This is a genomic window from Dehalococcoidia bacterium (assembly GCA_030648205.1).
Classification (GTDB): domain Bacteria; phylum Chloroflexota; class Dehalococcoidia; order JAUSIH01; family JAUSIH01; genus JAUSIH01.
Genome location: JAUSIH010000037.1, coordinates 53,775 through 69,029, shown reverse-complemented (window position 1 = coordinate 69,029; position 15,255 = coordinate 53,775). Strand labels below are relative to the sequence as shown.

Annotated in this window: 12 protein-coding genes; 9 read left to right on the top strand and 3 right to left on the bottom strand. The window is 63.9% G+C overall.

From position 1 onward, the window contains the following. Window positions 1-137 precede the first annotated feature (137 nt). Window positions 138-2,114 carry a 1,4-alpha-glucan branching protein GlgB gene (glgB, locus tag Q7T26_04340; GenBank protein MDO8531385.1) on the bottom strand — a complete coding sequence of 659 codons (1,977 nt, stop codon included), beginning with the start codon at window positions 2,112-2,114 and terminating at the stop codon, window positions 138-140. Window positions 2,115-2,371: 257 nt separating this feature from the next. Here glgB and Q7T26_04335 point away from each other — a divergent pair, with 257 nt between their 5' ends. From Q7T26_04335 to Q7T26_04325, 3 genes are all read left to right on the top strand, one after another. Further along, window positions 2,372-4,036: a methylmalonyl-CoA mutase family protein gene (locus Q7T26_04335; GenBank protein ID MDO8531384.1), complete on the top strand. Its 1,665-nt coding sequence runs from the start codon at window positions 2,372-2,374 to the stop codon at window positions 4,034-4,036. 138 nt (window positions 4,037-4,174) lie between these two features. Continuing rightward, a complete protein-coding gene (locus Q7T26_04330; GenBank protein ID MDO8531383.1) occupies window positions 4,175-4,933 on the top strand; it encodes an SDR family oxidoreductase in 759 nt (252 codons plus the stop codon). A 64-nt stretch (window positions 4,934-4,997) separates the two neighbouring features. Continuing rightward, window positions 4,998-6,155: a fructose 1,6-bisphosphatase gene (locus Q7T26_04325; GenBank protein MDO8531382.1), complete on the top strand. Its 1,158-nt coding sequence runs from the start codon at window positions 4,998-5,000 to the stop codon at window positions 6,153-6,155. Window positions 6,156-6,345: 190 nt separating this feature from the next. Here Q7T26_04325 and Q7T26_04320 read toward each other — a convergent pair whose 3' ends face one another. Together Q7T26_04320 and Q7T26_04315 are read right to left on the bottom strand one after the other, a co-directional pair. Further along, window positions 6,346-7,914, bottom strand: coding sequence for a PAS domain-containing sensor histidine kinase (locus tag Q7T26_04320; protein ID MDO8531381.1), 1,569 nt, complete (start codon window positions 7,912-7,914; stop codon window positions 6,346-6,348). Window positions 7,915-7,916: 2 nt separating this feature from the next. Beyond that, window positions 7,917-8,585, bottom strand: a complete 669-nt coding sequence (locus tag Q7T26_04315; protein MDO8531380.1) for a response regulator transcription factor — start codon at window positions 8,583-8,585, stop codon at window positions 7,917-7,919. Between the two features lie 220 nt (window positions 8,586-8,805). Between Q7T26_04315 and Q7T26_04310 the strand changes: the two genes are divergently transcribed. The 6 genes from Q7T26_04310 (at window position 8,806) to Q7T26_04285 (ending at window position 15,250) form a co-directional block, all read left to right on the top strand. After that, window positions 8,806-9,735 carry a 4Fe-4S dicluster domain-containing protein gene (locus Q7T26_04310; protein MDO8531379.1) on the top strand — a complete coding sequence of 310 codons (930 nt, stop codon included), beginning with the start codon at window positions 8,806-8,808 and terminating at the stop codon, window positions 9,733-9,735. After that, complete coding sequence (nrfD, locus tag Q7T26_04305) at window positions 9,735-11,114, top strand: NrfD/PsrC family molybdoenzyme membrane anchor subunit (protein MDO8531378.1); 1,380 nt, start codon at window positions 9,735-9,737, stop codon at window positions 11,112-11,114. The genes Q7T26_04310 and nrfD overlap by 1 nt, the downstream gene beginning before the upstream one ends. After that, window positions 11,107-12,075, top strand: coding sequence for a hypothetical protein (locus tag Q7T26_04300; GenBank protein ID MDO8531377.1), 969 nt, complete (start codon window positions 11,107-11,109; stop codon window positions 12,073-12,075). The genes nrfD and Q7T26_04300 overlap by 8 nt, the downstream gene beginning before the upstream one ends. 305 nt (window positions 12,076-12,380) lie before the next feature. After that, window positions 12,381-12,731 (top strand): hypothetical protein, encoded by a 351-nt coding sequence (locus tag Q7T26_04295; GenBank protein MDO8531376.1) that lies wholly within the window; start codon window positions 12,381-12,383, stop codon window positions 12,729-12,731. Between the two features lie 62 nt (window positions 12,732-12,793). Beyond that, window positions 12,794-13,603 carry a hypothetical protein gene (locus Q7T26_04290; GenBank protein ID MDO8531375.1) on the top strand — a complete coding sequence of 270 codons (810 nt, stop codon included), beginning with the start codon at window positions 12,794-12,796 and terminating at the stop codon, window positions 13,601-13,603. A 195-nt stretch (window positions 13,604-13,798) separates the two neighbouring features. Next, window positions 13,799-15,250 (top strand): hypothetical protein, encoded by a 1,452-nt coding sequence (locus tag Q7T26_04285; GenBank protein ID MDO8531374.1) that lies wholly within the window; start codon window positions 13,799-13,801, stop codon window positions 15,248-15,250. Window positions 15,251-15,255 lie beyond the last annotated feature (5 nt).

The window sequence follows — 15,255 nt, the reverse complement described above, 5'->3', positions numbered from 1 at the left end:
AGAAGCGGACCTTCGGCTGGATTAGCTAGCCGGGCTGTCCGCCGGGAGCGCCGCGCATCACACCCGCCTCATGGCTTGATCGCGCGCTTCCGGCGGGCATCCGTTGGCGCTTCTCGAGGGTCTCGCCGACCGCAGGGCTATGCGTCCGGCGGGGCCTTGAAAAAGAGCACCGCCAGCGGCGGCAGCGTGAGGCTGAGGGAAAACGGGCGGCCATGCCAGGCGACGGGCGTCGCGTCCACGCCTCCCGCGTTGCCCGCTCCGCTCCCGCCGTATTCCGCGCCGTCGCTGTTCAGCATCTCGCGCCAGAAGCCCGGCCGGGGCACGCCTACGCGGTAGCCGTGGCGCGGCACCGGCGTGAAGTTGCACGCGACGAGCATACTCTGGCCCGGCTCCCGGCCCTTCCGCAGGAACGTCAGCACGCTCTGCGCGGCGTCGCCGCCGTCAATCCACTCGAAGCCCGCGGAGTCGAAGTCCAGATCGTGCAACGCCCGCTCGTTGCGGTAAAGCCGGTTTATGTCCTCCACCCACCGCTGCAAGCCCTGGTGCGGCGCATAGGCCAGCAGGTGCCATTCCAGGCCGGACTCGTGCTCCCATTCACGCCACTGGCCGAACTCGTCTCCCATGAACAAGAGCTTCTTCCCCGGCTGTGCGTACATGTAGCCCAGAAGCAAACGCACATTGGCGAACTTCTGCCAGTCGTCGCCGGACATCCTGCCCAGGAGCGAGCCTTTGCCGTGCACCACTTCGTCATGCGACAGCGGCAGGACGAAGTTCTCCGTGAAGGCGTAGAGCATCCGGAACGTCAGCGCATTGTGGTGGTGCCTACGATACACGGGGTCCTTGCTCATGTAGAGCAGGGTGTCGTGCATCCAGCCCATGTCCCATTTTGTGCCGAAGCCCAGCCCGCCCACGTACGTGGGCCGCGAGACCATGGGCCACGCGGTGGACTCCTCAGCGAAGGTCTGGACATCCGGGTGGCTCTTGTACACCTCCTCGTTGAGCCGCCGCAGGAGGGAGATGGCCTCCAGGTTCTCCCGGCCGCCGTACTCGTTGGGAATCCACTCCCCCTCCTTGCGCGAGTAGTCCAGGTACAGCATGGAGGCCACCCCGTCCACGCGCAGGCCGTCCGCATGGTAGCGGTCCAGCCAGAAGAGCGCGCTGCTCAGCAGGAAGCTGCGCACCTCGTGGCGCCCATAGTTAAAGATGGAGCTTTTCCAGTCCGGATGGAACCCCTTGCGCGGGTCGGCGTGCTCATACAGGTGCGACCCGTCGAAGAAGGCCAGCCCGTGCTCGTCGGACGGAAAGTGGGAGGGCACCCAGTCGAGGATGACGCCGATGCCCTGCTGGTGCAGATAGTCAACCAGGTACATGAAGTCCTCGGGCGCGCCGTAGCGGCTGGTGGGCGAGAAGTAGCCGGTGGTCTGGTAGCCCCAGGAGCCATAGAAGGGGTGCTCCATGACGGGCAAGAACTCCACGTGCGTGAACCCCATGCGCTGCACGTACTCCGCGAGCCGGGGGGCCATCTCGCGGTAGGTCAGCGAGCGATTGCCTTCCTCCGGCACGCGCATCCACGAGCCTACGTGGACCTCGTAGATAGCGATGGGGGCCTCCCGAGCGTTGCGCCGCCGCCGCGTGTCCATCCATGCCTGGTCGCCCCACGCGTACGCGGCGTCCCACACGATGGAGGCCGTCCGGGGAGGCGTCTCGGTGTGGAACGCAAAGGGGTCCGCCTTGTCCACGCTGTACCCGCCGTGCCGGGAGACCACGTTGAATTTGTAAACGGCGCCTTCGCCGACTCCGGGAACGAAGCCCTCCCAGATACCGGACTGACCGCATGGTCGCAGGAGATGGCTGGCCCTGTTCCAGCCGTTGAATTCACCCGTCACGGAGACCTGCGTCGCGCCCGGCGCCCATACGGCGAAGTACGTGCCGTCCTCGCCACCGACCGACAGGGGGTGAGCGCCCAGCGCCTGATACAGACGACAATGGGAACCCTCGTTGAAAAGGTGCAGGTCGCCGGGGGACAGCAGGGTCACATCGTAGCGTACGGAGGGCGGGCGCGAAGTCGTCGCGATTGGAGAACGCACCGGCCTATCGGCCTCTGGCTTGCGCATGACGCTGTCCCCTTCCCTGCGGGATGTGCACCCTGTTCCAGTTTACCAGACGCGCCGAGAGAGACAGGCGCGCTCCGCCGGGGATGGCGCGGCGGTCCCGTGGCCCTATTTGCCAGCGTTGACACTATATGACGCCTTTGCTACACTTAGACCAATAAATCCGCATGTTTCAGCGCATCTGATGATAGCAGACTCGCCCGCGTTCCTCTCCATCAGGGCCGGCATGTGGCGCTAGCGTCTCCCAGGGAGGTGTCCTTGTGCCCGACGCCAAGAAGCTCGGCCATGTTAAAGGAAAAGAGGCCCACGCGCGGGAGAGCAACGGCCATGCGCGCGAGGCGCGCAAAGACCCGACCAACCTCTCCAATACACCCATCGAGCGGGTCTATACACAGCGCCACCTGGAAGGCTTCGACTACAAGCGGGACATGAGCCTGCCGGGCGAGTACCCCTTCCTGCGCGGCGTCCACGCCACCGGCTACCGCGGCAAGCTCTGGACCATGCGCCAGTTCGCGGGCTTCGGAGACGCCGAGGACACGAACCAGCGGTACAAGTACCTGTTGAAGTCCGGCGGCGCGGGCCTGTCCGTCGCGCTCGACCTGCCTACGCTCATGGGCTACGACTCGGACCATCCCGCCTCCAAGGGCGAGTTCGGCAAGTGCGGCGTGGCCGTGTCCTCGCTGCGGGACATGGAAGTCCTGTTCGACGGCATATCGTTGGACAAGATCACCACGTCCATGACCATCAACAGCCCCGCCGCGCCCATCTGGGCCATGTACATCATCGCCGCCGAGAAGAAGGGCATTCCCATGGCGTCCCTGGGCGGCACCCTCCAGAATGACATCCTGAAGGAATACATCGCCCAGAACGAATACATCTTCCCGCCGGCGCCCTCCATCAAGTTGGTGGTGGACACGGTGGAGTTCGCAACCCGTAACATGCCCAAATGGAACCCCATCAGCATCAGCGGCTACCATATCAGGGAGGCGGGGTCCACGGCGGTCCAGGAGCTGGCCTTCACGCTGAGTGATGGGTTCGCCTACGTGGACGCCTGTCTGGAGCGGGGCCTGAAGATTGACGAATTCGGGCCGCGGTTGAGCTTCTTCTTCAACGTCCATAACGACTTCTTCGAGGAGATCGCCAAGTTCCGGGCGGCGCGCCGCATCTGGGCACGGGAGATGAAGGAGAAATACAAGGCAACCAGCGAGCGTACCTTGTGGATGCGCACCCACGCCCAGACGGCGGGATGCTCCCTGACGGCGCAGCAGCCGGAGGTGAACGTGGCGCGCGTGGCCCTTCAGGCGCTCGCGGCGGTACTGGGCGGCACCCAGTCGCTCCACACCAACTCGATGGACGAAGCCCTCTCTCTGCCCACCGACAAGGCGGCGCTCATCGCCCTGCGCACGCAGCAGGTCATCGCCCACGAGACGGGCGTGGCCAACACGGTAGACCCGCTGGGCGGCAGCTTCTACATGGAGTGGCTGACCAATAAGATGGAGGAGGGAGCGCGGGAGTACTTCCGGCGCGTGGAGGACATGGGCGGCGTGGTGGCGTGCGTGGAGAGCGGGTTCTTCGTCCGCGAGATCGCCGAGGCCTCCTTCCGCTACCAACAGGAGGTGGACCGGCGCGACCGCATCATCGTCGGCGTGAACGACTACGTCGTCGAGGAGCCGACTTCCATGCAAATCCTGAAAATCGACCCGAAAAGCGAGCGACGGCAAATGCAACGGCTTGCCCAGGTGCGCCACGAGCGGGACAACAGGGAGACGCTGAAGCGGCTGGACGAGTTGAAGCGGGCCGCGCGCGACGACCAGAACGTGATGCCGGCGATGCTGGACGCGGTGCGCGCCTACGCAACGCTCGGCGAAATCTGCGACGTGCTGCGCGAGGTCTACGGCGTGTACAACCCGGCCTGGGCGGCGTAGGGCCCAGACCACTGCGCCCGGACTCGGCCCACGTCCTCCCATTCCCTCTTTTCGCGTAGCCGCAGGAAATGAGCGTTGCAACGCCGCTAGGCTGGACAGACGCCGGAAGCCGGGAGGGGGAAAGGCCAGGACAGCATCATGGGCACATTTGATGGGAAGGTCGCCATCGTCACAGGAGCCAGCTCGGGCATAGGCCGCGCAACGGCGCTGGCGTTCGCACGGGAGGGCGCACGGGTCGTCGTGGCCGACGTGCTGGTCGCCGGCGGCGACGAGACGGTGCGGATGGTCAAGAAGGCCGGCGGCCAGGCCATCTTCATCAAGACGGACGTGTCCAGGACCGCAGACGTGCAGACAATGGTGGAGAGGACCGTCCGGAAATACGGCCGTCTGGACTGCGCCTTCAACAACGCGGGCATCGAGGGGGCAGCCGCGCCTATCGTTGACAGCACGGAGGAGAACTTCGACCGTGTCATCGGCATCAACCTCAAGGGCGTCTGGCTCTGCATGAAATACGAGATTCCGGAGATGCTGAAGCACAAGGGCGGCGCCATCGTCAACTGCTCGTCCATCGCCGGTCTCGTCGGCTTCCCCGGCGTCACGCCCTACGTGGCGAGCAAGCATGGCGTCGTGGGCCTGACAAAGACGGCCGCGCTGGAGTACGCCAAGTCGGGCATCAGGGTCAACGCCGTATGCCCGGGGGTCATTCGCACGCCGATGATCGAGCACTTCACAGGGGGAAATGCGGCGGCGGCGGCCCAGCTAGCCGCCGGAGAGCCTGTCGGAAGGATGGGCGCGCCGGAGGAGATTGCTGAAGCTGTCGTGTGGCTCTGCTCGGACGCGGCGTCCTTTGTGACCGGGCACCCCATGGTGGTGGACGGCGGCTGGGTGGCGCAATAGCGATATAACATTGGCATCCTGGCGCCCGTGGCCCCACTGAACACATCAAGAAGGAGATAACACCATGAAAATGACCCTGTCCATCCTGAAGGCAGACGTCGGCTCCATTGGCGGCCACACCACGCCATCCCAGAAGATGGTGGAGTCGGTGCGCCGGGCGGTCAAATCCGCCATCGGCAAGAAACTCGTCATAGACGGCTTTGTGTCCCACACCGGCGACGACATCGCCATACTCATGTCGCACACGCGAGGTGAGGGCAACTCGGACATCCACCAGTTCGCATGGAACACCTTTGTACAGGCGACGTCCATAGCACAGCGCTCCGGGCTGTACGGGGCCGGACAGGACCTGCTGGTGGATGCGCCGTCGGGAAACATCCGGGGGGCGGGCCCCGCCGTGGCGGAGGTGGAGTTTGACCACAACCCCGTCAAGACCAACAAGAACCGGGCCGCCGAGTCCTTCTGCATGTTCGCCGCCGACAAGTGCGGCCCCGGCGCCTACAACCTTCCCCTGTTCCTCGCCTTCGCCGACCCCATGTACTGCGCCGGCCTGATGCTGCCCAAGATGATCAAGGGATTCACATTCCGCATCATTGACATGGACCACACCGGAACGGACAGCATCATTGAACTCAACGCTCCGGAGGACTACTACCAGATCGCCATGCTGCTCCGCGACAACGAGCGGTTCGGCATTGACGCGATCATCTCCCGCACCACGGGCGACGTGGCCGTATCCGTGTCGGCGCAGCGGCTTCACAGCATCGCGGGCACATACACCGGCAAAGACGACCCCGTGGCGCTCGTCCGCAACCAGGGCATCTTCCCCGCGCCGGAAGAGCTGCTCTCCCCCTTCGCCAAGGCGCACTACGTGGGCGGCGACGCGCGCGGCTCGCACGTCATGCCTCTCATGCCCGTCCCCCTGGGCACGCCCGTCACGGGGATATACTGCCTGCCGCTCGTCTCCTGCGTGGGGTTCTCCATGGACGTGGCGGGTTATTTCTCCGAGAATCACTGCGACTTCTTCGCGAACGTCGCCTGGGACGTGGTGCGGACGAAGGCCCAGGAGAAGGCCCTGTACATGCGCGACCAGGGATGGTCCGGGGCCGCCATGCTCCCCTACAGCGAGCTGGAGTACGGTGGCTTCCGCGACACCCTCACCGGCCTGCTCAAGCGCTTCAAGGGCCGGAGCACCCCTCCCAAAGGCAAGCGGGCCAAGTAAGCGACACGGCAATCTTCCAAAGCTCCGACAGCAAAGCGACAGGCTCTGTCAGACTCGCGCCTGGGGCAAGACAACGGTACGATTGCATGTCAGAAGGGGCCTGCCGCGGAATGGCACGAGGCGGAGAAGCGGGGGGCTGAGTTCTGCCTTACCGCTGGTACTATTCCGAGCGGCAGGCACAGAGGCCTCCTTAGGGACTGCCTCTCCCCCCAGCGCTTCCGGTGGGGCTGAGGGGCTGTGAGGTGGAGTCAGCGGGAGCGGGAATAGAGGCGGTGATCCGCGTGCCCTTGCCAGCGGTGGACTTGACCTCAAGCCTGCCGCCCAGCAGTTCCGCCCGCTCCCGCATACCGAGAAGCCCCAGCCGGCCGAACGCGGCCATGTCGCTCGAGTGGGGAGGCAGCACAAAGCCCACGCCGTTGTCCACAACGTCCAGCCTGGCCTCGCGTCCGGAGAAGGACAGGGTCACCGTCACTTCCCGCGCTTGGGCATGACGCTCCACGTTCCGCATTGCCTCCTGCGCGATCCGGAATAAGGCAAGCTCCAGGTCCGGCGGCAGGCGCCGCTCCTCCCCCACCACCTTTATCTGGCCATTCACCTTGGCCCTGTCCATCAGGTCCATCAGAATCCTGCGAATGGAAGTGACCAACCCAAGGTCGTCCAGCGTCGGCGGCCGCAGAGCCTTGCTGAAATCCCGCAGGTCTCTGACGACTGCTTCAGCCGTCTTCCGGGCCTCCCTCAACCCATCCATGGCGGACGAGGGCATAGACCCGCACCCGGTCTCCACTACATCCAGGCGACGGCACAGCAGAATGAGGGTCTGGACGGTCTCATCGTGGAGCTCCTGGGCGATGCGCTTGCGTTCTTCTTCCTGCGCGCGGAGCACGTGGGCGGCGTAGGCCCGCAGGCCCAACTGCCTCTGGCGCTCCACAGTCACGTCCCTGAGTAATACCTGAACGACGGCTTTGGCTTGGCCGCCGTTGATACGCGTCCCCATCGGCTCCAAGTATGTTTCCTCACCGGCCAGGGACTTCAAAACAACGTACGAGTCTTCGCGTCTGCCCTCCTGAAGCAAGCCCAGTATCCGCTCGGCCCCCGGCGTTTCAAAAAGGTCAGAAACATGGGCGCCCTTGAGAGCGTCGGAAGACCTGGCCAGCAGCACGCCCGCCGCCGGATTGGCCTCCAAAACGACCCCCTGCGAGTCCAGGACGAGGATGGGCGCCGGGGAGGACTCAAAAAGCCCCCGGTACTTGGCCTCTGACACACGCAGCGCCGCGCTGGCGTCTTCCGCCTCTTTCCGCGCGCTCATCTCCCGGTTAACGCGCTGCCCCACGAAGACCGCGACGCCGTCCACAATCCCCAACTGCAAGACTTCGCGGATGCGCTCCGTTTCCGAATGAAGCATGATGTTGGGTGTTGTAAGAAACGTACACCATATGGCGGTCGCCACAGCGCCCGCCAGGCCGAAGTTAAGGGCTGCGTACACCACGGGGACGAAGAACAGCGAGACGGGTATGAAAGAGAGCAGGACCACCTGCGCGTCCGGAGGGCCCACGAAGACCGTGTACCCGCTGTGGCGCATGACTTCCAGGATAGTGTGCGTCCCCGCGATGAGTGCTATCAAGCCCTGGACCGCCCAGAAGCGCCAGTCCCTGAAACGGGGAAGATAAGGCGAAAGCCGATGCCTGCCCTTCTCAACCAACCCGTCCAAGGGCCGCGAGGAAGAACTCTGGTCGCCGTTGCGTACGTAGTCAATCGCCATAGTTATGTCCGCTTGTCCTCTTCAGGAGTGACCGTGTGCAACGACACCGCGTAGAGAATAGCCTCAACGCGGGAGGAGACACCCAGCTTGGCAAATATGCTATTGAAATGTCCCTCCACGGTCCGCACGCTTATGGACAGTTTCTCGGCTATGTCCTTGTTGCGAAGGCCCTTGGCGGCGAGGTCCATCACCTCGCGCTCCCGCGGGCTGAGCGCCTCGGCGGGCTCCTGCTCCACCTTGACCCGGCGGCGCCCCCACAAGCGAGCCACCTTCGCTGCGATAGCAGGGTGCAGGACAGACTCGCCCGCATGGACACTCCGGACCGCCTCTACCAGCTCACTGGCCCTGGCGGTCTTAAGAAGATAGCCCGCCGCCTCCGCTTCCATTGATGCCAGAATGTAGTCGTCGTCATCGTAGGCAGTCAACATCAATGCCTTCGTGTTCGGGGAGCACGCCTTTATCCGACGCACTACCTCGATGCCGCTGAGCTTTGGCATCCGAACGTCCAGGATAGCAACGTCTGGCTGCAGGCGTCCCACCATCTCAAGCGCCTGCTCCCCATCGCCGGCCTCTCCCACGACAACCAGGTCAGGGTATTGCTCAAGGATGCGCCGCGTCCCCTCGCGCACCAGCGAGTGGTCTTCCCCCAGGACAACCCGAATCGGCTCCATACGCCCTGCACCTGCTTTCACACTCTATTCTAGTATATTTGCGGCGCGCTTTGAATCGCAACCGAACGACTACGTGTTGACAGCAGGTGTTTCCACGCGCTGGAAGACGCGAGGTTTTTCGGATGTTGCCCTCCCCTCTAAACGGCCATAATGAATCTGGCATATGAATATGCGCCGAGGAGCGGGAGGGTTCCTCGATCGAGTCAAGGGAGGGGAGACCATGGACAGTGACACCAGCGACCCCAACCAGTCCGGCGAAGCCGGGAAAATCAGCCGGAGACGGCTGTTAGCACTGATTGGAGTGGCCGGAGCGGCCGCCGTCGCAGCGCCGCTTGTGCCCTCGATGATGGGTAAATCCACCGGGACCGCATCCGGTGAAGCCGGCAAAAAGGCTGGCGGCGTGCTTCGCCAGTGGACATTGGTGATTGACCTGCGGAAGTGCGAGGGCTGCGTCACGCAGGACAAGCCGCCCGCGTGCACCGAGGCCTGCAACACGGAACACTTCGTCCCGGCGGGGCAGCAGTGGCTCAGGGTCATGAACGTGAAAAGCGAGGCAGGCCACACCTACTACCTGCCCCGCCCGTGCATGCAGTGTGAGAACCCGCCCTGCGTCAAGGTCTGCCCGGTGGGGGCCACCTACAGGACGGAGGAGGGAGTCACCCTCATTAACCACGAGCGGTGCATTGGCTGCCGCATGTGCATGGCCGCCTGTCCCTACGGAGCTCGCTCCTTCAACTGGAACCAGCCGCAGAACCCGCCCGGGGCCACATTCGCCAAGTACAGCCCTGAATTCCCCGTTCCCCACCGCCAGGGTACCGTGGAGAAGTGCATGCTCTGCGCGCACCGCACGGCGGATGGGAAGCTCCCCGCCTGCGCCGAGAAGTGCCCCATGAAGGCGATCTATCTTGGCGATCTGACCGAGGACATCGCCACCAACGGCACGGACATCGTCAAGCTCTCCACGTTCCTGGGCGAGAATAGCGCCTACCGCCTGAAGGAGGAGCTGGGCACGCGGCCACGGGTGTGGTACATCCCCGGCCACGGCCAGGAATACGGCCACCACGTCGGCGACGAGCGCGCTACCCAGAACCCGCGCTCATGGCAGGAACTGGGGGCCACTCTGGACAAGACCCATGAAGGAGGCAAGTAATGACGACCGCGAGTCGTGAAGAACGACTGGAAGAGACGGTCTATCGCCCCCTCTTGCATACGTCCCGCGCATGGTACGCCTGGATGGCCGTCCTGGTCGTGCTTATGGGGGTGGGCTTCGTCGCCTACTACGAGCAGCTCCAGAGAGGCCTTGCCGTCACGGGGATGCGTGACACGGTGGTCTGGGGCCTGTACATCTCCAACTTCGTCTTCTTCAGCGGAGTGAGCATGTCCGGCACCTTCATCTCCGCCATTCTGCGCATCACGGGCGCGGAGTGGCGCCGACCGATCACGCGCCTGGCGGAAATCACCACCGTCTCCGCCCTGCTGATGTGCGGCCTCATGCCCATAGTTGACATGGGACGCCCTGATCGGGTCGCCAACATTCTTCTGTACGGGCGTCTTGAATCGCCCCTCCTGTGGGACATTCTGGCTATCAGCACGTACCTGACGGCCAGCGTCATTTACCTGTTCCTGTTCATTATTCCGGACTCCGCCCTCCTGCGCGACAAATTCGCCGGCAAGGTATCCGGGCTGCGTCACCGCGTCTATTCTCTGGTCTCCCTGGGATGGCAGGGATTGCCCGAGCAGCACAGGCACCTGGAGCGCGGCGCGGGCATCATGATGCTCATCATCATCCCCATCGGCGTGACGGTGCACTCAGTGGTCTCCTGGATCTTTGGCATGACCTACCGCGCGGGCTGGGCGAGCACCATCTTCGCCCCCTACTTCGCCGTCGGCGCCCTGTATTCCGGCACGGCCATGCTCATCACCCTCATGATCATCTTCCGCAAGGTCTATCACCTGGAGGAGTACTTAACGGAGAAGCACTTCCGCTACCTGAGCTACCTGCTCGTGGTATTCGGCATCGGCTACCTCTACTTCACCTTCGCCGAGTACCTGACCATAGGCTACAAGCTGGCGAGCGAGGATAAACTCCTGCTGGAGTCGCTCCTGCTCGGCAAGTACAGCCCCCTGGTCTGGGGGGGATTCTTCTTCGGTCAGATTCTGCCCATCATCTGGGCGGCGTTCCGCCGGACGCGCACCATCCCACTGATGCTGATCGGGTCCATCCTGGTGAACATCGGCATGTGGATCAAACGGTTCATCATCGTCGTTCCAACGCTTTCCCTGCCCCTTCTGCCGTATGACTGGGGCGTCTATACCCCCTCATGGGTGGAGATAGCTGTCACCGTGGCATCCTTCGGAGGCTTCGCGCTCACCCTGACGCTTTTCACCAAGCTCTTTCCGATAATCCCCGTGTGGGAGATGAAGGAAGGATGGGAGCAGGAGAAAGCCAAGCAGTCGGCGCCGTCCGCGGGACTAGCGGCCGGGCCCACCACGCTCACGCCGCAGACGGGAGGTGCGAGAAATGGTTAGCTGGACACGACGCGCGGCAATAGTCGCCGCCGTCCTGGTCGCTCTGTTGGCGCTGACGCCCCTGCGAGTCGCCCGCGCCGATGACCCCGTGAAGCTGCGGGTGGAGATAACAGACTCCGGGTTCGCTTACAACGGCAAGGAAGGGGACCCGGTCATTGAAGTCGAGCAGGGCAAGCTCGTGGAGATGACCTTCGTGTGGGCGCACAAAGGGTATATCCATGACGAGCATATCATTGTGCTGGAAGGATACAAGCTGGAGTCGGACAAGCTCACGTCCGAACACAAAGAGTTCACCTTCAAGTTCCTCGCGGACAAACCGGGCACGTTCCGCTTCAAGTGCGACCTGGACTGCGAGATCCACGACTTCATGCAACGCGGCGCCTTGAATGTCCGGCGCGGCGGTGGCGGCGGTGGGGCCGCGGCGCTGACCCCGACAAAGCTGAACGTTTCTCCCTCTTCCTGGGTCACGGGAGGCGAGACCGTCGCCCTGATGGCCTCGCTGAACGACGGCTCCGGCAACCCCGTTCCCAAAGCGGAGGTCCGCTTCCTCTTGGACGCCGAGTTCGCGGGCAGGAAGGGCAAGATGGACATCGGCTCCGCGAAGACCGATGCCAAAGGAGTCGCCTTCCTGGACTTCAAGCCCACTCTTGCCACGAACCAGTACGCCATCACGGCACGCTTCGAGGGCATGGGCGTGTACGCTGAGAGCGAGCAGGCCATAGCGATCCAGTCCACGGGCGCGCCGCCGTCGGCCTACGTCATGGAGTCGACGGGGCTGGGCATCATACCTCCGTGGGCGGCGTCTCTTACAGTCGGCGTGGCGGACCGGCCTCTCATCCACCAACTCCTCGACCACTGGGCCACTTCTGGCCTGGCCCTTGTTGTACTGGCGGTCTGGGGAATCTTCGGGTTCATCCTGTACCAGGCCTTCAGCATCTCCCGAGTCCACGGCAGGAGGTGAGAAAAGGAGCTACCCGGCGACCTGCACAAAGTAAGCAAACAAAGGAGGTTTCCGTGCTCAGAAAACTCGGGCCTGTTCTGATCCTAGGACTCCTGATGACTCTGGTCCTGGCCGCGTGTGCTGGCCCCCAGGGCCCGGCTGGCCCTACCGGCTCACCCGGCCCTGCCGGACCGCAAGGCCTGGCCGGCCCGGCAGGTGCGTCTGGCCCTTCCGCGGAAGCTGTAACCAAGATCATAGACGAGAAGTTCACCAAGGTTGACACAAAGCTGCCCCTCTGGGCTATCCAGCCTGGCACAGCCGGCAGGATGCGCGAGTTCACCGAGAGCTTCAACCTGATGTGGTTTGCTGCTCAGGCAGGAAACTGGGAATTCGCCGGCTTCGAGATCTATCGCGCTGGCGAAGAGCTTAACACCATTGCGGTGACACGCCCGGGAAGAGCGCAGGCCATGAGTGACTGGGCGCCAGCGCTGAAAGCCCTGGAAGCAGCGGCCAAGGCCAAAGACAAAGCCGCCTTTGAAAAGGCTTACGACAACGCCATTGACGGCTGCAACGCGTGCCATGCATCTTCAAAAGGCGGCGGTTTTGAGATCAAGGCCATCAAGGTAACCCGCCCTACGGCCCCCTTGTACCCCAACCTGGACTACAAGGGACCATAGACTAAGCCATTTCGGCGCCGGTATTTTGGGCTCGCACCAAAAAGGAGATAAAGGAGGTCATCATGGGGTTTAGCAAAGGTATCAAAAGGCTAGGGGTTTTCTCGGCGCTGAGCGCAACGCTGGTGCTGGCCTCGGCCTGCAGCGGCATCTCCCAGGCGGACCTGGACGCCGCCAAGGCGCAGGCGACCGCCGCCGAGCAGAAGACGGCGGCTGTCCAGAAGGACCTGGCCGCCAGGCAGCAGGAGATCACAACCATTCAACAGAAGCTGACGGCCGAGCAGAAGAAGGCAGAGGACGCGCTGAAGAGCGCGGGCCCGGCGGGCGTGACGGTGCTCATCGGTGCGAAGAAAGTGCCCCAGCCGCCGCCTCCTCCCACTCCCACGCCGCTCCCACCCGGCGTCGCGGCGCCACCACGGCCCGTGACTCCCGCTTCTTACTCCCAGCCCGTGGGCCCCTATTACTTCCATGTCGAGGCGCTGGCTACACAAAGGCCCAGCCAGTTTGACATAGCCTCCACCGTCAACTGCCTGCCCACCAGCGTGTTCAAGCGCGGGCAGCGCATCGTCTGGCGCTTCGAGGCGATTGACCTCGCCACGGACAAGCGGGTGACGGACCTGGACGGAGCGACGGTCAAGATGCGGCTCCCGCACGGCGAGGAGATAACCGCCCGGTGGTCCCAGCGAGCCGGCGGGCGCGTCCCTGATGCACCCTGGATGTGGAACGCGTTTTGGGATATCCCGCTCAACTACCCGCTGGGCGGCCTCGACTACAGCATCACTGTGACATCCAAGGATGGCAAGACGACTGGCACATGGAAGCAGCCAGCGCTGGTGAGCGCGACGGCAGACAGTCGGCTTCAAATCGTCGAATAGCAGTCATTAAACTGGGATCGGAGGGCGGTCATGACAAACGCATACGAATCAGCAAGGCATTGGTCTTTGAGGGCACGACTGTTCCTGATGCTTGCGCTCACGGGTCTGTTGCTTGCGGCCTGTGTCTCTGCCCCGCAAGCGCAGCCCGCTGAGCGACCGCCCTCCCCCAGTTCTTCCACAACGACTGCGCCAAACATGCAGGACGTTCCGGTGATCGGCGCCGGCCCCGCCACGGCGCCCACGCCCACTCCCGTACCGCTGAAGCTGCTCAAGGTCGAGCCCAGCAAGGGCTATGTGGGTGACGCCTTCACCATCAGCGGCGACGGCCTTGCGCCCGGAAAGCCGGTGACGTTGCTATGGGTCACGGTGGACGGCAGCTATGTCATGAAGGCCACCGCGGAGAACGTCGAGTTCTACGAGAGGAATTTCGTCGAGAAGCGGATGCCTCTGGGGCAGGCAACCACGGACGCTCAAGGCAGGTTCTCGGCGTCGCTCAAGGCGCCGGAGGACTTCGGGGAGGTCCATGACATCTTCGCCGTCGTGGACAATGGCGACGTTGCGCGCGGCGGCTACCGCATCATGCGGAACGTCACCATCACGCCGCAGGAAGGACCCATCGGCACCCCCATCACCATCAAAATGACCGGACTCGGCTGGAAGGTCTACGAGAGCACCATCGCGCTCCGCTACAACAACCAGCCCACGGGGATTATCACGGCGGTGACCACGCGCGGCACGGCGACAGCCCACATCCGCGCCGCGGGCCCGGTGGGCAAGCACGTCCTGGACTTCAACCATGGCGCCAAGTCCGTCCCGTACCTCAATAACCAGCAGTCCGGCACCGCCCACATACCAGACCTCCGCGCCTGGTTCACCGTGACCGAGAGCAAGGGCCTTCCGGCCTTCTCGCTCGACTGGCCGGACGCGAGCCGCGTCGCCTCGGTGAGCGAGGCTGTCAAGACCACGCAAGGTAGCGCGGGCGGCGTCCTGCGGTCGCCGGGCCCCACCGCCACGCTGAAACCCGCCTCCGGCCCCATCCTCTCCAAAGCTGCGCTAAATGCGAGCGGTCTCACGCCCAACAGCGATGTGGAAGCCTTCTGGGTGACCGTTCGCGGCAATCGCGTCAGCCCGAGCGGGTGGAGCTTGAACGAGACATCCCTTCTCAAGGCCAGAACCGACGCGAATGGGGTGCTGGCGGGGACGATCCAGGTCCCGGACGACCTGGGCGGCTGGCACGTGGTGAAGCTGGTGCAAGGGGGCAAGGTTGTCGCGGATGTCCCCTACTACGTCGAGATCAGCCTCGTGGACGTGACGCCAACGCGCGTGAAGGCTGGCGAGACCTTTACAATCCGCATCAAGGGAGTGGGCTGGACCGAGCTGACGAACGGCGTGGCGATGACCTATGACAATGCCTACATCGGCTTCGCGTGCGGCTTCAACAGCATGGGCGACGTCACGGTAAACCTCGTGGCCACAGGCGCGCCTGGCATTCACCTGGTGGACCTGTACCCGATGATCTATCAGGGGCACGGGAAGCCGCCGTGGGGATACCAGGTACCCATCCTGAGCTACAAAGACGACTTCCCTGCCCTGTCGCTGGGATACAAGCTGCCCGCCGTCCGGCTGGCCATAGAGGTGGTGCCGTAGCTGGC